This is a genomic window from Amycolatopsis sp. NPDC050768 (assembly GCF_040654155.1).
Taxonomy (GTDB): domain Bacteria; phylum Actinomycetota; class Actinomycetes; order Mycobacteriales; family Pseudonocardiaceae; genus Amycolatopsis.
Genome location: NZ_JBFAHL010000020.1, coordinates 88,284 through 107,143 on the forward strand (window position 1 = coordinate 88,284; position 18,860 = coordinate 107,143).

General features: G+C 70.1%; 15 protein-coding genes. 6 read left to right on the plus strand and 9 right to left on the minus strand.

The window, feature by feature from the left end; genetic code table 11:
* Window positions 1–2 precede the first annotated feature (2 nt).
* From AB0H62_RS41040 to AB0H62_RS41050, 3 genes are all read left to right on the plus strand, one after another.
* Window positions 3–1,340 carry a histidine-type phosphatase gene (locus AB0H62_RS41040; RefSeq protein ID WP_220238770.1) on the plus strand — a complete coding sequence of 446 codons (1,338 nt, stop codon included), beginning with the start codon at window positions 3–5 and terminating at the stop codon, window positions 1,338–1,340.
* A gap of 285 nt (window positions 1,341–1,625) precedes the next feature.
* Window positions 1,626–2,585: a chitinase gene (locus tag AB0H62_RS41045; protein WP_360591947.1), complete on the plus strand. Its 960-nt coding sequence runs from the start codon at window positions 1,626–1,628 to the stop codon at window positions 2,583–2,585.
* A gap of 93 nt (window positions 2,586–2,678) precedes the next feature.
* Window positions 2,679–3,563 carry a MarR family transcriptional regulator gene (locus AB0H62_RS41050; RefSeq protein WP_220238768.1) on the plus strand — a complete coding sequence of 295 codons (885 nt, stop codon included), beginning with the start codon at window positions 2,679–2,681 and terminating at the stop codon, window positions 3,561–3,563.
* 380 nt (window positions 3,564–3,943) lie between these two features.
* Here the strand turns inward: AB0H62_RS41050 and AB0H62_RS41055 are convergent, their stop codons facing one another.
* From AB0H62_RS41055 to AB0H62_RS41095, 9 genes are all read right to left on the minus strand, one after another.
* Entirely contained in the window at window positions 3,944–4,210 is a 267-nt protein-coding gene (locus AB0H62_RS41055; RefSeq protein WP_220238767.1) for a hypothetical protein, read from the minus strand.
* Between the two features lie 104 nt (window positions 4,211–4,314).
* Entirely contained in the window at window positions 4,315–4,920 is a 606-nt protein-coding gene (locus AB0H62_RS41060; protein WP_220238766.1) for a TetR/AcrR family transcriptional regulator, read from the minus strand.
* The gene (locus tag AB0H62_RS41065) at window positions 4,920–5,723 is read right to left on the minus strand and encodes an NAD(P)-dependent oxidoreductase (protein ID WP_360591989.1); all 804 of its coding nucleotides are present in this window, start codon (window positions 5,721–5,723) and stop codon (window positions 4,920–4,922) included. Before AB0H62_RS41065 ends, AB0H62_RS41060 begins: the two co-directional genes overlap by 1 nt.
* 53 nt (window positions 5,724–5,776) lie before the next feature.
* Window positions 5,777–6,943, minus strand: a complete 1,167-nt coding sequence (locus tag AB0H62_RS41070) for an acyl-CoA dehydrogenase family protein (RefSeq protein ID WP_220238765.1) — start codon at window positions 6,941–6,943, stop codon at window positions 5,777–5,779.
* Window positions 6,940–8,907, minus strand: coding sequence for a biotin carboxylase N-terminal domain-containing protein (locus AB0H62_RS41075; RefSeq protein ID WP_360591948.1), 1,968 nt, complete (start codon window positions 8,905–8,907; stop codon window positions 6,940–6,942). Before AB0H62_RS41075 ends, AB0H62_RS41070 begins: the two co-directional genes overlap by 4 nt.
* A 10-nt stretch (window positions 8,908–8,917) precedes the next feature.
* The gene (locus AB0H62_RS41080) at window positions 8,918–10,519 is read right to left on the minus strand and encodes a carboxyl transferase domain-containing protein (RefSeq protein WP_360591949.1); all 1,602 of its coding nucleotides are present in this window, start codon (window positions 10,517–10,519) and stop codon (window positions 8,918–8,920) included.
* On the minus strand, window positions 10,516–11,664 hold the full coding sequence (locus AB0H62_RS41085; protein WP_360591990.1) for an acyl-CoA dehydrogenase family protein: 1,149 nt from the start codon (window positions 11,662–11,664) through the stop codon (window positions 10,516–10,518). Before AB0H62_RS41085 ends, AB0H62_RS41080 begins: the two co-directional genes overlap by 4 nt.
* Window positions 11,664–13,370: an acyclic terpene utilization AtuA family protein gene (locus tag AB0H62_RS41090; protein WP_360591950.1), complete on the minus strand. Its 1,707-nt coding sequence runs from the start codon at window positions 13,368–13,370 to the stop codon at window positions 11,664–11,666. The genes AB0H62_RS41085 and AB0H62_RS41090 overlap by 1 nt, the downstream gene beginning before the upstream one ends.
* Window positions 13,367–14,158 carry a TIGR03084 family metal-binding protein gene (locus AB0H62_RS41095; RefSeq protein WP_220238761.1) on the minus strand — a complete coding sequence of 264 codons (792 nt, stop codon included), beginning with the start codon at window positions 14,156–14,158 and terminating at the stop codon, window positions 13,367–13,369. The genes AB0H62_RS41090 and AB0H62_RS41095 overlap by 4 nt, the downstream gene beginning before the upstream one ends.
* Before the next feature lie 165 nt (window positions 14,159–14,323).
* Here AB0H62_RS41095 and AB0H62_RS41100 point away from each other — a divergent pair, with 165 nt between their 5' ends.
* From AB0H62_RS41100 to AB0H62_RS41110, 3 genes are all read left to right on the plus strand, one after another.
* Window positions 14,324–15,163 (plus strand): enoyl-CoA hydratase-related protein, encoded by an 840-nt coding sequence (locus tag AB0H62_RS41100; protein WP_220238760.1) that lies wholly within the window; start codon window positions 14,324–14,326, stop codon window positions 15,161–15,163.
* Window positions 15,160–15,759: an acetoacetate decarboxylase family protein gene (locus AB0H62_RS41105; RefSeq protein ID WP_220238759.1), complete on the plus strand. Its 600-nt coding sequence runs from the start codon at window positions 15,160–15,162 to the stop codon at window positions 15,757–15,759. Before AB0H62_RS41100 ends, AB0H62_RS41105 begins: the two co-directional genes overlap by 4 nt.
* Window positions 15,760–16,003: 244 nt before the next feature.
* A partial coding sequence (locus AB0H62_RS41110) for a ribonucleoside-diphosphate reductase subunit alpha (protein ID WP_360591951.1) occupies window positions 16,004–18,860 on the plus strand: 2,857 nt, incomplete at its 3' end.

Below are 18,860 nucleotides of genomic sequence, written 5' to 3' on the forward strand. Positions count from 1 at the left end.
CGATGAGACGTGTTGTGGCCGGAATCGGCGGGGCCGCATTGGCCCTGTCGGGGCTGTTCGCCCTGCCGGCGCAGGCGCACGAGGGGAACGCGAACCAGGACGCGTTCACCACCAAGACCGCCTACGAGCCGCAGGGCAACCTGTACTCCTACGAGCGGCTGCCTTCGTCGTTCCGCCCGGTGTTCACCGAGAACGTCTCGCGCCACGGCGCGCGTACGCTGTCCGACAGCGACGACGGCGACGCCTTGCTGGCGCTGTGGAACACCGCGAAGTCCGAGGGCGCGCTGACCGGCGTCGGCAAGCAGCTCGGCCCGGACGTGCAGGCGCTGCTCGCCGCCAACGCCCGTGACGGCTACGGCCTGCTCACCCAGGTTGGCCGCGACGAGATGCGCACCACAGCGCAGCGCATGGTGCGACGGCTGCCGTCGCTCTTCGCCGACGCGGCAAAGGGAACGACGCCGAAGATCGACGTCGTCGCGTCGAGCCAGCAGCGCACGGTGGACAGTGCCAACGAGTTCGTCGCCGGCCTGAAGGCGGCGAAGCCCGGCTTGGCGACCACAGCCACCCGCACCGACGACGCCCTGTTGTACTTCCACAAGTCGAACGTCGAGTACAACGACTACGTCGACAACGACCCGCGCGTCGCCGCCGCCGAGAAGGCCGCGACGGACCAGCCGCACACGCACGCCGTGGCGCGTTCGGTGCTGCAGCGCAGCTTCTCGAAGAAGTTCGTGGACGAGATCGCGGCCGGGAAGCACGCCGAGTTCAAGGACGAGGTCGCCGCGGCCGACGCCTTGTACTCGATGGACCAGGTCACCGTGGACCTCGCGGGCGAGGGCCACTGGCACTTCGACCGCTACATCACGCTCGACGAGGCCTCGTGGTTCGGCTACCTCGACGACGTGACTTCGTTCTACGAGAACGGTCCCGCGTTCTCCGGCAGCGACATCACGTACAAGATGGCCGGCGGCCTGCTCGGCGACATGTTCGCCCAGCTCGACGCCAAGCGCGCCGGCACCACCACGCGCGATGCCGAACTGCGCTTCACCCACGCCGAGGAGATCTTCCCCCTGGCGTCGCTGCTCGGCCTGCCCGGCGCCACGAAGCAGCAGCCCGAGAGCAAGCTGTTCACCTACGCGAACAACCCGTTCCGCGGCGCGCAGGTGGCGCCGATGGCGGCGAACATCCAGTGGGACCTCTACACCGACGGTCACAGCTACCTCGTGCGCATGCTCTACAACGAGAAGCAGACCGCGTTCAAGGCGAGCTGCGCGCCGGTGCACCGCGGCAGCCACTTCTACCGGCTCGACGAGCTCGAGCGTTGCTACGCCCAGTCCTGACCCGTCTCTCCAGCACCACCGAGCGAGCCCGTGGCGACCGATCGCCGCGGGCTCGCCGATTCGTTGGAGCCGACCCCAGCGCGAGATCGCCCCGGCGGAGCCGGGGCCAAAGACAGTGGGTTTTTTTCTTTCCGAGCCGGAACCTTGACACTTGTCAATGGTCTAGTCCATTGTGGCGGGGCACACATCCCTGCCGAGTGCTCCTCTGAGTTGATACCGCCGCATCAAGCATCGGAGGTGCTCCACACAAGCGCGCTCACGCGTGCGTCCCACGTTGGAGGACCAATGAAACCCCTGCGCCGTCTGGCCACCGTCGCGCTCACCGCGGGCGCCGCGCTGGCCACCACCCTCGGCCTCGCCCCGTCGGCGCTGGCCGCGCCGGACCCCGTGCTCGCTTCGCCGTACCTGTACCAATGGGGCGGGCAGACCGACCCCGCCGCGGCCATGTCGGCCACCGGCGTGAAGGCGTTCACGCTGGCCTTCATGCTGTCCGACGGCGGCTGCAACCCGAAGTGGGACGGCAACCGCGACCTGAACGGTTCGGATGCCGCCCTGATCCAGAAGATCCGCTCGGCCGGCGGCGACGTGATCCCGTCGTTCGGCGGCTGGTCGGGCACCAAGCTCGGCTCGCAGTGCGGGTCGCCGGAAGACCTGGCCGGCGCGTACCAGAAGGTGATCGACGCCTATCAGCTCAAGGCGATCGACCTCGACATCGAGAACACCGACGAGTTCGAGAACGCGACGGTGCAGGACCGGATCCTGAACGCCGTGAAGATCACCAAGCAGAAGAACCCGGGCGTGCGCGTCGTCATCACGATGGGCACGAGCCCGCAGGGCCCGACCGAGTGGGGCAGCCGCCTCATCACGCAGGCCAAGGCGATCGGCGCGAACGTCGACGTCTGGTCGGTCATGCCCTTCGACTTCTCCGACGGCGGCGACATGGCCGCGATGACGAAGTCGGCCGTCGACGGCTTGAAGGACCAGCTGAAGTCCGCTTTCGGCTGGAGCGACGACGAGGCCTACCGGCACAGCGGCCTGTCGTCGATGAACGGCAAGACCGACAACGCCGGCGAGAACATGTCCGTCGCGAACTTCACCTCGATCCGCGACTACGCCTCGAGCCACCACCTCGGCCGCTTCACGTTCTGGGCCACCAACCGCGATTGCAGCGGCGGCGGCGAGTGCAGCGGCATCGACCAGGAGAAGTACGCGTTCACGAAGATCGTGGCCGGGTACCAGGGCTGAGCTGCCTGAAGACGGGGATCCCTTGGTTTCGGGATCCCCGTTTCTTCCGGTCGATAGTAGCCATGGACATAGTATCCATGTACATTATCTTTCATGCGCCTCGAGAACCCGACCACCGGTCACCTCGTGTGGCGGCTGTCCATGAAGTGGCGGGCGGCCGTCGACCGGACCGTGAAGCCGCTCGGCCTGACCCACGCCCAGTACTCGCTGCTGGCGACGCTCACCGGCCTCGTGGTGCGCGGGGTCCGGCCGAGCCAGCGCGAACTGGCCGACCACACGGGACTCGAGGCGCTGCACGTGTCGAAGCTGGCGCGGGCGCTCGAACAGGCCGGCCTCGTCACCCGTCCCCCGGACCCGGACGACCCGCGCGCGGTGCGGCTCGACCTCACCGCCCGGGGCCACGAGGTGATCACCGAGGCGATCGCCCTCGTGCGCGACCTGCACGAGGAGCTCACGGCGGACCTCGGCGGCTCCCGCAGCGCGCGGACCCGCCGGTTCCGACACACCCTGCAGACGCTGCTGGGTGAGGACCCCACCGGAAGCGAGAAGACCATGACCACAGCCCGTGCCGTCGGCGGCCGCGACCTGAACCTGGCCGCCGCGGCGTCTCGTTCCCTGCTCACCGCGCTACTGGACCGCGAAGGTCTGGACTTCACCGAATACGTGGTCCTGCGGACGGTGGCCAATGGCGCCCAGCCCGCCGACACCTTGGTGGAGACCATCGCGGCGACGGCCGTCGCGCCCGCCGAGGTGGTGCGCTCGGTGGTGGACCGGCTCGTGTCGGCGGGTCGGCTGACCAGTGGGGACGTCGTCGACGTCACCCCGGCAACGCGGGACCTGGTCGAACGCCTGACGGCGGACTCGACCGCGGCCGGCGATCGACTGTTCGCGGGCATCGCCCCTGAGGACCTGGAGGCGGCGAAACGCGTCCTCGACACCGTGACGGCGCGAGCGGGCGAGATCCGCTCGCAGCTCTGACGGCGGAGTCCTACCGCGGGCGAGGTGGTCCGACCTCATCGGCCGAGGGCAGGGGCCTGGACCACCAGCGCGCGGTGTGAAGCCGATTCGCGAGGCAAGCCCGCACGTAGCCGAGGCGGCGTGGTTCGACCTCGCTACCCGAGGGCCCGACCGGACCAGCGATATGCGCCCCGGAACCGGTGCAAGAACCGGCTGGTCACGCGCGAAATCCGCGAGCAACTGCGGCTGGCGGCGCGGTGGTTGAACCTCACCGTGCGAGGGTCACGACCGGACCACTCACACTCAAGCCCGACCCCAGGCCAGGGGCACCGACCCGAGCCGAAGGGTCACCCGAACGGGCAAGCGAAACCTTCACCCGTTCGCGAGACCGCGTGGTCGACTCAGGCGGCGACGGTGATCTCCAGCGCGGCGTGCCCGGCCTCGGTCAGCTCGGCGGGCACGCGGCCCGCGGCGTCCTGCACGGCGGGGCGGATGTAGCCGCCGTGTGCGAGGTTGTGGGCGGTCATCTGGTCGCAGCAAGCGAAACCGTCGATGAAGAGGTCGGGCTCGCTGCTCGTGGTCATCTCCGCGCGGTGGGCGGCGACCGCCCTGAGCATCGCCATCGCGCGGTGCGTCAGCTCGACTGCCGCGTCTTCTGAACCGGACACCGGTACCGACCTTCTTCCTGGTGGAGCCACTTACTCGGAGTCATCGTCCGTTGGGCCGAATGTGTTAACAACCACATCGTATTAGGCCGAAGTTGTGACGTTCACTAGGCCTCGCCGGTTCCGGACAGTCGCGTCTCCAGAGTGTGGGCCCACTCCCGCACGATCTGGCGCCGGCGGCGGGTGTCGTCGGTCAGCAGGTTGGCGAGGCCGAGGCCGCGGGCCAGGTCCAGGGTGGCCTGGACCAGCTCGCGGACCCCTGGCTTCGCCTCGTCGACGCCCAGCAGCTCCACCGTCACGCGGTGCGCCTCGCGGCCGACGCGCGCCTCGAGCGGCACCAGCGTCGACCTCAGCTGTTCGTCGCTGGAGGCCACGGCCCACAGCTGCAGCGCGGCACGGAACAGGGGTCCGGTGTAGAGGTTGAGCACCATCTCCACCACCCCGAAGATCCGCGACGCGCCCGTCGGCAGGCTGTCGGCCTTCGTCCGCAGCTCGGTGATCTGCGACTCGCCGAGCAGCTCCACGGCCGCCGCGACGAGGTCCTCGCGCGTCGGGAAGTGGTGCTGCGCGGCGCCGCGCGACACGCCGGCGCGTTCGGCGATCACGGCCACCGTGACGCCGTGCCAGCCCCGCTCGCCGATGCAGTCCATCGCGGCCTCGATCAGCCGCCGGCGAGTGGTGCGGCTGCGCTCCTGCTGCGGTTCCCGGAGCATCAGGCCGGATCGACCCAGAAGTCGAGCTGCAGGTCCGCTTCCGACGACCCGATCCGGTACTTCGACAGATCAGTGACGCCCTCGGCCGCGAGCACCTCATCGTCCAGGAAGAAGTTGCCGGTCGTCGAGCGGCTGGGCCGGGTGAGGATCGCGTACGCGGCGTCGGCCATGATCTCCGGCGTGCGGCTGCGGTCGGCCAGCTCCGCGCCCACGACGTTGCGGATCGCCGCGGTGTCGATCGTGGTGCGCGGCCACAGCGAGTTCGCCGCGATGCCGTCCTTCCTCAGCTCCGCCGCGAGCCCGACGGTCACGAGGCTCATCGAGTACTTCGCGATGCTGTACGCGAGGTGCCCGGCCGTGAACCACTTCTCGTCGAGGCTGATCGGCGGCGACAGCGTGAGCACGTGCGGGTTGGCCGACTTGCGCAGGTGCGGGATGGCCAGCTTGGACAGCAGGAAAGTGCCGCGCGCGTTGATGTCCTGCATCAGGTCGTAGCGTTTCATGCTCACCTGCTCGGTGGGCGTGAGGTCGATCGCGCTCGCGTTGTTCACCACGACGTCGATGCCGCCGAACTGCTCGACGGTCTTCGCCACCGCGGCGGCCACGCCCTCGTCGTCGCGGACGTCGCCGAGGATGGGCAGCGCCTTGCCGCCGGCCTTCTCGATGGCCTCGGCCGCGGTGTAGATCGTGCCGGGCAGCTTCGGGTGCGGTTCGGCGGTCTTGGCCAGCAGAGCCACGTTCGCGCCGTCGGCGGCCGCGCGCAGGGCGATCGCCTCGCCGATGCCGCGGCTGCCGCCGGACATGATGATCGTGCGGCCCGCCAGAGACCTCTCAGTCTTCTCAGACACACTCACTCCTAATAGGACTTCGGCAGCCCGAGGGTGTGCTGCCCGACGAAGTTGAGCACCATCTCGCGGCTCACCGGCGCGATCCGCCCGAGCCGCACCGCGGTCACGAGCGTGCCGAGGCCGTACTCGGTCGCGAGCCCGTTGCCGCCGTGCGTCTGCACGGCCTGGTCCACGGCGTGGATCGCGGCCTCCGCGGCGGCGTACTTGGCCATGTTGGCCGACTCGCCCGACGCGAAGTCGTCCCCGGAGTCGTAGAGGGAAGCCGCCTTCTGCGTCATCAGCTTCGCCAGCTCCAGCTCGATCTTGATCTGCGCCAGCGGGTGCGCCAGCCCCTGGTGAGAGCCGATCGGCGCGCCCCACACCTGGCGCTCGTTGGCGTACGCTACGGCTTTGTCGAGCGCGTAGCGAGCGGTGCCGAGCGAGAACGACGCGCCCATGATGCGTTCGGGGTTCAGGCCCGCGAACAGCTGCGCGATCGCCGCGCCCTCCTCCCCCACCAGCGCTTCGGCCGGCAGGTGGACGTCGTCGAGGAACAGGCCGAACTGCTTCTCCGGCGAGACCAGATCCATCTCGATCTGCTTGAACTCGAAGCCCGGGGTGTCGGTGGGCACGATGTAGAGCGCGGGCTTGAGGCGGCCCGACTTCGCGTCCTCCGTGCGCCCGACCACGAGCACCGCGTCGGCCTCGTCGACGCCGGAGATGAACACCTTCCGTCCGCTCAGGACCCAATCACTGCCGTCGCGGCGCGCGGTGGTGGTGATCTTGTGCGAGTTGGACCCGGCGTCGGGCTCGGTGATGGCGAAGACCATCTTTTTGCTGCCGTCGGAAATTCCCGGCAGCCACTGCTTCTTCTGCTCGTCCGTGCCGAAGCGCGAGATCACCGTGCCGCAGATCGCCGGAGAGACGACCATCAGCAGCAACGGCGAACCCGCGGCCGCGAACTCCTCCAGCACCGCGGCGAGGTCGGCGATGCCCGCACCGCCGCCGCCGTACTCCTCGGGCAGGTTCACGCCGAGGTAACCGAGCCGGCCGGCCTCGTCCCACAGCTCGACGGTCTTCTCGCCCGAGCGGGCCTTCTTCGAGTAGTACTCGTGCCCGTACTTGCGCGCCAGTTCCGAAGCCGCCTTGCGCAGCGCCACGCGCTCCTCGGGCTCGACGAAGTTCATCGCGTTCATGCTCGTTCTCCCACCACAGCTTCTCCCACCACAGCCAGAATCGTGCCGACCTCGACCTGCAACCCGACCTTCACCGGCAGCTCGGTGACCACGCCGTCGGCGGGGGCCGCGATCCGGTGTTCCATCTTCATCGCCTCCAGCCACAGCAGCGGATCCCCCGCCGCCACGGCGTCGCCCACGCCCACCGCCAGCCGCACGATCGTGCCCGGCATCGGCGCGACGAGCGAGCCCGCCGCCAGCGCCGCCGACGGGTCCGCGAACCGCGGCTCCGCCGTGAACGCCACCGAGCCGAGCGCGGAGTCGACAAAGGACTTTTCGCCGTGCCGCGCGACGGTGAACGTGCGTCGCACACCCGCCACGTCGAGCACTACCCGGCCCGGCTCCGCCGAGACCAGCCGCACGTCGTCGTGCCCCTCGGCCCGCAGGCCGTCCCGGGTGAGCGAGTACAGGACCTCGTGGGTCGTGTCCCCGCGCGTGAAAACCTTGCGTTGCCCCACCGAACGCACGTTGCGCCAGCCACTGGGCAGGCGGCCCAGGGTGGTCGCGGCCGCGCGGTTGCCCGCGGCGCCGGCCAGTGCGGCGGCGAGCGCGGAGAGCTTTTCCCCGTCACCGCTGACCAGCGGCTTCGCGAGCGTGCCGAGGCCGTGGCGGTCGAAGAACGCCGTGTCGGTCTCGCCCGCGAGGAAAGCGTCGTGGCGCAGGATGTTCACGAGCAGGTCGCGGTTGGTGACCACGCCGTGGATCTTCGCCCCGGCCAGCGCGGTGGCGAGCCGGCGGGCGGCCTCGTCGCGCGTCGGCGCCCACGTGATGACCTTGGCGAGCATCGGGTCGTAGTGCACGCCGACCACGGACCCGCTCTCCACGCCGGAGTCGAGCCGCAGCCCCGCGCCGTGTGTGAACTCGCGGTCGACGCCGGGCACCTCGAAGGTGTGCAGCGTGCCGCTCTGCGGTTGCCAACCCGCGGCAGGGTCTTCGGCGTAGAGGCGGACCTCGATCGAATACCCTTGCGGCGCAGGCGGTTCCGGCGGCAGCTTCGCGCCCTGGGCCACGGAAAGCTGCAGCGCCACGAGGTCGAGGCCGGTGACGTTCTCGGTCACCGGGTGCTCCACCTGCAGGCGGGTGTTCATCTCCAGGAAGTAGAACCGACCGTCCGGCCCGGCGAGGAACTCCACCGTGCCCGCGCCGACGTAGTCGATGGCCAACGCGGCCTTGCGCGCCGCGTCGAACAGCTCCGCGCGCATGGCGTCGTCGACGAACGGCGACGGCGCTTCCTCCACCACCTTCTGGTGCCGGCGCTGGATGGAGCACTCGCGCTCCCCCACCGCCCACACCGTGCCGTGGCTGTCGGCGAGCACCTGCACCTCGATGTGGCGGCCCGTCTCGAGGTAACGCTCGCAGAACACCGTCGGGTCCCCGAACGCGGAACCGGCCTCGGCCCGGGCGCTCTCGACGGCCTCGGCGAGCTCACTCACCTCCCGGACCACCCGCATACCGCGACCGCCGCCGCCTGCGGAAGCCTTGACCAGCAACGGCAGATCGGCGTCGCCGACTTGACTGGGGTCCAGTTCGGACAGCACCGGCACACCGGCGGCGGCCATGATCCGCTTCGACTCCACTTTGGAGCCCATCGTCTCGATCGCGGCGGGCGGCGGGCCGACCCACGTGAGCCCGGCGTCGAGCACGGCCCGCGCGAACGCGGCGTTCTCCGACAGGAACCCGTAGCCCGGGTGCACGGCGTCGGCGCCCGCGTCGGCCGCGGCCTTCACGATCAGCTCCGCGCGCAGGTACGTCTCTCCCGGCGCGTCTCCCGGCAGCCGGACCGCGACGTCGGCCTCGCGCGTGTGCGGGGCCGCGGCGTCGGCGTCGGAGAACACGGCCGTCGTGCCGATGCCGGCGTCGCGGCAGCTGCGGAAAACGCGGCGGGCGATCTCGCCGCGGTTGGCGACCAGCAGGTTGTGGATCACGACTGCACCCCTACATCCGGAAGACGCCGAAGCCACCCTCGGCGCCCTTCACTGGTCCGTTGTGGATCGCCGACAGGCTCAGGCCGAGCACCGTGCGGGTGTCGCGCGGGTCGATGATGCCGTCGTCGTAGAGCATGCCCGAGAGGAACATGGGCATCGACTCGGCCTCGATCTGGTTCTCGACCATGGCGCGCATCGCCGCGTCGTTCTCCTCGCTGTAGTCCTGCCCCCGGCTCGCGGCCGCCGCGCGGGCCACAATGGACAGCACGCCGGCCAGCTGCGCCGGGCCCATCACGGCCGACTTCGCGCTCGGCCACGCGAACAGGAACCGCGGGTCGTAGGCGCGCCCGCACATGCCGTAGTGCCCGGCGCCGTAGGACGATCCCATGAGGACGGACAGGTGCGGCACCTTGGAGTTCGACACGGCGTTGATCATCATCGCGCCGTGCTTGATGATGCCGCCCTGCTCGTACTCCTTGCCGACCATGTAGCCGGTGGTGTTGTGCAGGAAGACGAGCGGGGTGTCGATCTGGTTGGCCAGCTGGATGAACTGCGCGGCCTTCTGCGATTCCTCGCTGAACAGCACGCCCTGCGCGTTGGCGAGGATGCCGACGGGGTAGCCGTGGATGTTCGCCCACCCGGTGGTCAGGCTCGACCCGTAGAGCGGCTTGAACTCGTCGAAGTCCGACCCGTCGACCACGCGGGCGATCACCTCGCGCGGGTCGAACGGCACCTTGAGATCACTCGGCACGATGCCGAGCAGGTCCTCGGGATCGAACAGCGGCTCGGCGTACCCGGTCCGAGGCGCCGGCCCCTTCTTGTGCCAGTTGAGCCGCTTGACGATACTGCGGCCCAGCCGGATCGCGTCCTGCTCGTCGGCCGCGAGGTAGTCGGCCAGGCCCGACGTGCGGGCGTGCATCTCGGCGCCGCCCAGCGACTCGTCGTCGGACTCCTCGCCGGTCGCCATCTTCACCAGCGGCGGCCCGCCGAGGAACACCTTCGCGCGTTCCTTGACCATCACGACGTAGTCGGACATGCCCGGCAGGTACGCGCCGCCGGCGGTCGAGTTGCCGAAGACCAGCGCCACGGTGGGTACCTTCGCGGCCGAAGACCGCGTGAGGTCGCGGAAGATCCGCCCGCCGGGGATGAAGATCTCCTTCTGCGTCGGCAGGTCCGCGCCGCCGGACTCGACGAGGTTGATCACCGGCAGGCGGTTCTGCGCCGCGATGTCGGCTGCACGGAAGCTCTTCTTGGTGGTCCACGGGTTGCTCGCGCCACCCTTGACCGTCGGGTCGTTCGCGGAGATCAGGCACTCCACGCCCTCGACCACGCCGATGCCGGTGATCACGCTCGCGCCCACGCGGTAGTCCGAGCCCCACGCGGCCAGCGGCGAGAGCTCCAGGAACGGCGAGTCCTCGTCGATCAGCAGCTCAATCCGTTCGCGGGCCAGGAGCTTGCCGCGCTTGCGGTGACGCTCCACGTACTTCTCGCCGCCGCCGGCCACGGCCTTGGCGTGCTCGGCGTCGATCTCGGCGAGCTTCTCGAGCATGGACTCGCGGTTCGCGGCGAACTCGCCGGCCCGTGTGTCCACGACAGACCTCAATGCGGTCATGCGGTGTATCCCAATCGCTTCGCGGCCAGGCCGGTGAGGATCTCGGTGGAACCGCCGCCGATGCCGAGGATGCGGACGTCGCGGTAGTGCCGCTCCACTTCGGACTCGCGCATGTACCCGAGCCCGCCGTGCAGCTGCACGGCCTCGTTCACCACCCATTCGGCGGCTTCGACGGCGGTGTTCTTGGCGAAACAGGCCTCGGCGATCACTTCTTCGCCGGAGACGTGGCGCACAGCGGTCTGGCGCGCATAGGTGCGCGCGACGTCGGTCTTGCGCGCCATCTCGGTGAGCTTGTGCTGCACGACCTGGCGCGAGATGAGCGGCCGGCCGAACGTCTCGCGTAGCCGGCACCAGTCGAGCGTGAGGTCGAGCGCGCGCTGCGCGTGGGCGTAGGCCTGCACGGCGAGCGAAAGCCGCTCGGTCACGAACTGGGTGGCCACCTGCGCGAAGCCGCTGTTCTCGGCGCCCACGAGGTTCTCCACCGGCACTCGGGCGTCCACGTAGGACAGTTCGGCGGTGTCGGACGCGGCCCAGCCCATCTTCTCCAGCTTGCGCGACACCGTGAACCCGGGCGTGCCACGTTCGACCACCAGCAGGGAGATGCCGTGCGCGCCCTCCCCGCCCGTTCGGACCACTGTGGTCACGAAGTCGGCGCGGCAGCCGGAGGTGATGAACGTCTTGGCGCCGTTGACCACGTACTCGTCACCTTCGCGCACGGCGGTGGTGCGGATGCCGGCGACATCGGACCCGCCGTCGGGCTCGGTGACGGCGAGCGAGCCGATCTTCGTCCCTTCCAGTGTCGGCCGCACCCAGCGCTCGACCTGCACCGGGTCCCCGGCCGCGGCGATGTGCGGCACGGCGATGCCGCACGTGAACAGCGACGCGAACAGGCCGCCTGAGCCGCCCGCGTAGTGCATCTCCTCGGCGACCACGAGTGCGTCGAGGTAGTTGCCGTCGCCGCCGCCCACGGCCTCGGGGAACGCGACGCCGAGCAGCCCGAGGTCCCCGGCCTTGCGGTGCAGCTCGCGCGGCAGCTCGCCCGCGCGTTCCCAGTCGTCGAGGTGCGGCAGCACGTCCTTCTCGACGAACCGCCGCACGGTCGCGCGCAGCTCCTTGCGTTCCGGCGTGGCGAACGGGTCCACGATCACAGCAGCGCCTCCGGCACGTCGATCTCGCGCGCCCGCAGCCATTCGCCGAACGCCTTGGCCTGCGGGTCGAACCGCGCCTGCGAGGCCACGCCCTCACCGAGGATGTCCTCGACCACGAAGTTCATCGCCCACAGGTTCGGCAGCAGGTGCCGGGTCACGGGCAGCTGCGCCGTCTCCGGCAGCAGCAGGCGGAACTCGGCGACGGTGAGCCGGTGCACGAGCCAGCGCCACGCTTCTTCCGAGCGCACCCAGACGCCGAGGTTGGCACTGCCGCCCTTGTCACCGCTGCGCGCGCCGATCACCCGGCCGAGCGGGACACGGCGGGCCGGGCCGTCCGGCAACGGCTCGGGCAGCGCCGGTTCGTCCACTTCGGTCAGTGCTCGGGTCTTGGTGGACGGTGCTATGTCGACACGTCGACCATCGGTGAGCACCGCGATGTGCGGTACCTCGCCGGCGTCCACAAAGGCCGCCGAGTAGACGCCGTACGGCGACGCGTCCGAAGGCGGAGCGGTCACGTGGAAGCCGGGATAACTCGCGAGCGCCAGCTCCACCGCGGCGCCGCTGAACGCGCGGCCGGCGATCTTCGGGTCCGCGTCCTTCACCGCGACGTGCAGCAGCGCGCTGGCCTGTTCCTCGGTGTCGGCGTCGCGGTGGTCCGTGCGCGCGAGCGTCCAGCGGACCTCGGCGGGGGGCTTGCGTTCGAGCGCCGTCTCCAGCTGCTCGCGCACGAGCGCGGCCTTCTCCTCGATGTCGAGGCCGGTGAGCACGAACGTGGTCTCGTTGCGGAACCCGCCGAGCCGGTTCAGCGCGACCTTGAGCGTGGGCGGCGGGGCCTCGCCAGTCACGCCGCTGATGCGCACGCGGTCGGGGCCGTCCTCGGCCAGCGTCAGCGTGTCGAAGCGGGTGGTGACATCGGGGTTCGCATAGCGGGCGCCGGTGATCTCGTACAGCAGCTGCGCGGTGACCGTGCCCGTGTTCACGACCCCGCCGGTGCCGGGGTGTTTCGTGATGACGCTGGACCCGTCGGCGTGGATCTCGGCGATCGGGAACCCGGGCACGCCGATCGGCTGCGCGCGGAAGAACGCGTAGTTGCCGCCGGTCGCCTGCGCGCCGCACTCGATCACGTGCCCCGCGGCGACGGCGCCGGCCAGCGCGTCGTAGTCCTCGCGCGTCCAGCCGAAGTGCGCGGCGGCGGGCCCGACGATCACCGACGCGTCGGTGACCCGGCCGGTCACGACCACGTCGGCGCCGGCGTTCAGGCACTCGACGATGCCCCACGCGCCGAGATAGGCGTTGGCGGTCAACGGTTCCTTGAAGCCCAGCTCGTCGGCACGCCCGATCAGGTCGTCGCCCTCGACGTGCGCGATCCGCACGTCGAGGGCGAGCTTCGCGGCCAGCTCACGCAACGCCGTCGCCAGGCCCGCGGGGTTGAGGCCACCCGCGTTGGCGACGATCTTCACGCCCTTTTCCTTGGCCAGCGCCAGGTTCTCCTCCATCTGGCGCAGGAAGGTCTTGGCGTAGCCGCGTTCGGGGTCCTTCATCCGGTCGCGCCCGAGGATGAGCATGGTCAGCTCGGCGAGGTAGTCGCCGGTGAGCACGTCGAGCGGCCCGCCGGTCAGCATCTCGCGCACGGCGGAGAACCGGTCGCCGTAAAAGCCCGACGCGTTCCCGATCCGGATCGGGGCCTTGTTCACGCGGCTCATGCGAACTGCCCCGGCTTCCGGCCGCCACCGGGAGGACCGGCGAACGCCTGCGCGATGGTGAGCCATTCTTCGACGTCGGCGCCGGTCGCGACCAGGTCCGTGTCCGCGGGGTGGCGCCGCTGCGTGATGACCAGGCAGAAGTCCACGGCGCTGCCGGTGAGCCGCTGCTCGGCGTCCTCGGGCCCGAACGCCCACGTCGTGCCGTCCGGCGAGGCCAGCTCCACGCGGAACTCCACGGGCGGCGGCGCCAGAGAGTTGAGCTTGAAGGCGAAGTCCCGCGTGCGCGTGCCGAAGCGGGCGATGTGCCACAACCGGCCGGTCGGCTCACGGGCCAGCCCCAGCGCGTCGAACACGTCCTGGCCGTGGGCCCACGTCTCCATCATCCGCGCGGTGGCCATGGACGCGGCGCTCATCGGCGGCCCGTACCACGGCAGCTTCTGCCCGGCGGGCACGGCGGCGAGCGCTTCGGACAGCGCCGCCCGCCCGGCGCGCCACTGCGCGAGCAGCTCCTGCGGCGGCGTCGCGGCGGCTTCCTCAGCGGCGAGGTCGACGTAGCTCTCCCCCACGCTCAGCAGGTGCTCGACCTCGGTCTGCCACTCCTCGGGCCGGGCCGCGGCGATCAGCGCCTTCGAGTCCGTCCAGGCCAGGTGCGCGATCTGATGCGCGACCGTCCACCCCTCCGCCGGCGTCGGCCTGGCCCACCCCTCGGGCGGCAGCCCGGCCACCACGTCGTCGATCGCCTGTGATTCGGCAGCCAGATCCCCGAGGATCACGCCGAGATCAGCCATCCTGCGCCTCCATGCGTCCTCTTGTAAGCACTACGCGCTCAGGCCCACCCTCGCACCCCGACCGAGGAAAAATCAAGCGCGCCTGATTGTTTTCTCCCCTGATCGAGCGCGGAGCCACTATTGACACGTTGCCAGTAGAACCCCCGTTGTCCTACCGTTCCAGCCATGAGCACCTACGCGGACATCACCTACGAGGTCGCCGAGCGGATCGCGACGGTCAAGCTGAACCGGCCCCAGGCGCGCAACGGCTACACCGTGCGGATGGCCGACGAGCTGGGTGACGCCATGGACCGCGCCGACCGCGACGAGGACGTGCGCGTGGTCGTGCTCACCAGCACCGGCAAGGACTTCTCCGTGGGGGCCGACCTGTCGTCCGGCGGGTTCGACTTCGAGCTCGGCGAGGGTCCGCCCGACGGCTGGCAGGAGCCGGCGGGCCGCTGCTCCAAGCGGATCTTCACGATGAACAAGCCCGTGATCGCCGCGTTGCGCGGCGCGGCGGTGGGCGGCGGCATCACGATCACGCTGTCGTGCGACTACCGGCTGGCCGCCGACGACTCGAAGTTCGGCTTCGTGTTCACCCGCCGCGGGATCTACCCCGAAGGCGGGTCCGCGTGGTTCCTGCCCCGGCTCGTCGGCATGGGCACGGCCGTGGACTGGATGGTGAGCGGACGCGTCTTCGGCGCCGAAGAGGCGTTGCGGAAGGGGCTGGTGCACAGCGTCCACCCGCCGGAAGCCGTGCTGGACAAGGCTTACGAGCTCGCGCGCGACCTCGTGGCCAACACCGCTCCCGTGTCGGTCGCCGTCACGCGCCAGCTGCTGTACCGGATGGCGTCGGCCCCGTCGCCGTTCGAGGTGCACGAGCTGGACTCGAAGCTGATCGGCGGGCTGCCGACGAATCCGGACGCGGTCGAAGGCGTGTTGTCGTTCCTGCAGAAACGCCCACCGGAGTTCAAGCTCCGCGTCGACCACGACCAGCCGGACTACCTGCCCTGGATCGAGGAATGACCGCCTACCCGCCCGAACCGTGGCACCTCGCGGGCCAGGCGCAGCTGTCCGCGTGGCTGCTCCCGGCCGGCAAACTACCGGAACTGCCCGAAGGCGTCGAACCCGTCACCACCGGCGGCCACGCCGCGGTGTTCACCGCGTGGGTCGGCTACCGCGCGCCGGGGCAGCTGAGCTACCACGAGCTGCTCGCCGCCGTCGCCGTGCGCGGCGGCCTCACCGCGTCGATCACCGACATCTGGGTCGACAGTGAGGTCTCGCTCGCGGGCGGACGCGAGCTGTGGGGCATCCCGAAGGACCTCGCGACGCTCGAGTTCAGCGGCGACCGCGAGTTCACCGCGGCCACCGGCGACGACTGGATCGCCACCGCCGCGTTCTCCCGCCGCGCCGGGCTGCCGGCCGCGCTGCCCGCGCGGTTCGAGATCGCGCAGACGCTCGGCGGGCGGCTCAAGCGCAGCCCCGTCACCTCGCGTGCGAAGCCGCACGCGGCTGCTGCCGACTGGTCCGTGAACCCCGCCGGACCGCTCGGCTTCCTGGCCGGACGTCGCCCGATCGTGAGCGCGAGCCTGCGCGACTTCACTCTCGTCTTCGGCGGCTGAACCGCCCCCGACCAGCCGCTCTGAGTGATCGACTAACCCGCGAGGGTGAGCCCGCGACACGCCACCCCTTGGGGCACGTGCAAGCCCGAACCCCTAGATGTAGTCTCTGTGGACCGGCAGCCCCCAGCGACGGGGAGACCGCTCAGGAAGGGCAGCCGGGCCGATTTGAGAAACAGCAGCGCACGGCCTTGTGAGGCCGTGCGCCGATGAAGCGCGCCCATTTTCGACTTCGTTGGAGACCCGCATGTCAGTGGAAACCGGTCAGCGTCCGCCCTCGTCGGCGGACTCGGCTCCGAGCGCGGTCCGCGTGATCCGGCGCGACGGCAGCGTGTCGCCGTTCGACGCCGGCAAGATCAGCGTGGCCCTCACCAAGGCCTTCCTCGCCGTGGAGGGCGGCGACGCGGCCGCTTCCTCGCGCGTGCACCACGTCGTCGCCGAGCTGACCGAGCAGGTCGAGGCTTCCCTGCTGCGCCACGCCGGCCCCGAGCCCGCCTTGCACATCGAGCAGATCCAGGACCTGGTCGAGCTCGCCCTGATGCGCGGTGAGCACCACAAGGTCGCCCGCGCATACGTGCTCTACCGCGACGAGCGTTCGAAGGCCCGCGAGGCTGCCACGCCGGCGCCCGCCGAGGCCGCGATCAGCGTCAAGGGCACCGACGGCTCCCTGCGCCCGCTCGACTGGGCCCGGGTGTCCCACGTGGTGGGCGAGGCCGTGGCCGGGCTCGACGACGTGTCCGCCGAGCCGGTGCTGGCCGAGGCCAAGCGCAACCTCTACGACGGCATCAGCGCCGACGAGCTCGCGCTCGCGCAGATCATGGCCGCCCGCGTGCTCGTCGAGCAGGAGCCGAACTACTCGTACGTGAGTGCGCGGCTCCTGCTGGACAAGCTGCGCGGAGAGGCCCTGAGCTACCTCGCCGGCCGCGCTCGCCTGGCCAGCCAGGACGAGATGACCGCCGAGTACCCCGCGTACTTCCGCACCTACCTGCGCCGCGCGGTCGAGCTGGAGCTCGTCGACGGCGAGCTGCTCACGTTCGACCTCGACAAGATCACCGCGGCCATCCACGCCGAGCGTGACCTGGACTTCGGGTTCCTGGGCCTGCAGACGCTGTACGACCGGTACTTCCAGCACCACAACGGCACGCGCTTCGAGCTGCCGCAGGCGTTCTTCATGCGCGTGGCCATGGGCCTGGCCATCCGCGAGGACAACCGCGAAGCCCGCGCGATCGAGTTCTACGAGCTGCTCTCCACCTTCCACTTCATGGCCTCGACGCCGACGCTGTTCAACTCGGGTACCACGCGCGCGCAGCTCTCGTCGTGCTTCCTGACCACTGTGGACGACGACCTGGACTCGATCTTCCAGGCGTACAAGAACAACGCGCTGCTCGCCAAGTACTCGGGCGGCCTCGGCAACGACTGGACCCCGGTGCGCGGCCTCGGCGCGCACATCAAGGGCACCAACGGCCAGTCGCAGGGTGTCGTGCCGTTCCTCAAGATCGCCAACGACACCGCCGTCGCCGTGAACCAGGGCGGCAAGCGCAAGGGCGCGGCGTGCGCGTACCTCGAGACGTGGCACGTGGACATCGAGGAGTTCCTCGACCTGCGCAAGAACACCGGTGACGACCGCCGCCGCACGCACGACATGAACACGGCGAACTGGGTGCCGGACGAGTTCCTGCGCCGCGTCGAGGCCGACGCGCAGTGGACCCTGTTCTCCCCCAACGAGACGCCGGACCTGCACGACCTCTACGGCAACGCGTTCGCCGAGCGCTACCGCGAGTACGAGGCCGCCGCCGACCGCGGCGAGATCAAGGTCTTCCGCCGCCTGCGCGCCGTCGACCTGTGGCGTCGCATGCTGACGATGCTGTTCGAGACCGGCCACCCGTGGATCACGTTCAAGGACCCGTGCAACCTGCGCTCGCCGCAGCAGCACGTCGGCGTGGTGCACTCCTCGAACCTGTGCACCGAGATCACGCTGAACACCAACATCGACGAGGTCGCGGTCTGCAACCTCGGCTCGGTGAACCTGCTCAAGCACGTGACGCCCGAGGGCCTCGACACCAAGCGCCTCGAGAAGACCGTGCGCACCGCGGTCCGCATGCTCGACAACGTGATCGACATCAACTTCTACACGATCCCGGAGGCGCGCCGCTCCAACCTGCGCCACCGCCCGGTGGGCCTGGGCATCATGGGCTACCAGGACGCGCTGTTCGAGATCGGCGTTCCGTTCGCTTCGCAGGAGGCGGTGAAGTTCGCCGACCTCAGCATGGAGCACGTGTCCTACTACGCGATCTCCGCGTCGACCGACCTCGCCGAGGAGCGCGGCCAGTACCAGACGTTCGAGGGTTCGCTGTGGAGCCGCGGCATCCTGCCGATCGACTCGATGCAGCTGCTGATCGACGCACGCCAGGGCGACGCCCTCGCCGTCGACACCTCCACGACGTTGGACTGGGCGCCGCTGCGCGAGCGCGTGAAGACCGTCGGCATGCGCAACTCCAACGTGATGGCGATCGCACCGACCGCGACGATCTCCAACATCTCCGGCGTCGGCCAGTCGATCGAGCCGCTGTTCCAGAACCTGTACGTGAAGTCGAACATGTCGGGCGACTTCACCGTGGTGAACCCGCACCTGGTCAAGAGCCTCAAGGCCCGCGGTCTGTGGGACGAGGTCATGGTCAGCGACCTGAAGTACTTCGACGGCAGCCTCGGCCAGATCGACCGCGTGCCGGACGACCTCAAGGCGCTCTACGCCACCGCGTTCGAGATCGAGTCGAAGTGGATCGTGGACGCGGGCTCGGTCCGGCAGAAGTGGATCGACCAGGCGCAGTCGCTGAACCTCTACATCGCGGCGCCGAGCGGGCGCAAGCTCGACGAGCTGTACCGCTACGCGTGGCACAAGGGCCTCAAGACCACGTACTACCTGCGCGCGCAGTCGGCGACGCACGTGGAGAAGAGCACCCTGCGCGGCACCGACGGCAAGCTGAACGCGGTCTCGGCCGCCCCGGCCGCCGCCGCTGCTCCGGCCGCGACGCCGGCCTCGTCGCCTTCCACAGCAGGCTTTCCGAGCGCACGCGCTACCTGCGCTACTTCGGCGCCTACCCGCG

What these genes read in the sequence shown, in the direction of transcription:
- AB0H62_RS41040 (WP_220238770.1), top strand. Translation starts at nt 3, where the DNA reads ATGAGACGTGTTGTGGCCGGAATCGGCGGGGCCGCATTGGCCCTGTCG.
- AB0H62_RS41045 (WP_360591947.1), top strand. Translation starts at nt 1,626, where the DNA reads ATGAAACCCCTGCGCCGTCTGGCCACCGTCGCGCTCACCGCGGGCGCC.
- AB0H62_RS41050 (WP_220238768.1), top strand. Translation starts at nt 2,679, where the DNA reads ATGCGCCTCGAGAACCCGACCACCGGTCACCTCGTGTGGCGGCTGTCC.
- AB0H62_RS41060 (WP_220238766.1), bottom strand. Translation starts at nt 4,920, where the DNA reads ATGCTCCGGGAACCGCAGCAGGAGCGCAGCCGCACCACTCGCCGGCGG.
- AB0H62_RS41065 (WP_360591989.1), bottom strand. Translation starts at nt 5,723, where the DNA reads ATGTCCGGCGGCAGCCGCGGCATCGGCGAGGCGATCGCCCTGCGCGCG.
- AB0H62_RS41070 (WP_220238765.1), bottom strand. Translation starts at nt 6,943, where the DNA reads ATGAACGCGATGAACTTCGTCGAGCCCGAGGAGCGCGTGGCGCTGCGC.
- AB0H62_RS41080 (WP_360591949.1), bottom strand. Translation starts at nt 10,519, where the DNA reads ATGACCGCATTGAGGTCTGTCGTGGACACACGGGCCGGCGAGTTCGCC.
- AB0H62_RS41090 (WP_360591950.1), bottom strand. Translation starts at nt 13,370, where the DNA reads ATGAGCCGCGTGAACAAGGCCCCGATCCGGATCGGGAACGCGTCGGGC.
- AB0H62_RS41095 (WP_220238761.1), bottom strand. Translation starts at nt 14,158, where the DNA reads ATGGCTGATCTCGGCGTGATCCTCGGGGATCTGGCTGCCGAATCACAG.
- AB0H62_RS41100 (WP_220238760.1), top strand. Translation starts at nt 14,324, where the DNA reads ATGAGCACCTACGCGGACATCACCTACGAGGTCGCCGAGCGGATCGCG.
- AB0H62_RS41105 (WP_220238759.1), top strand. Translation starts at nt 15,160, where the DNA reads ATGACCGCCTACCCGCCCGAACCGTGGCACCTCGCGGGCCAGGCGCAG.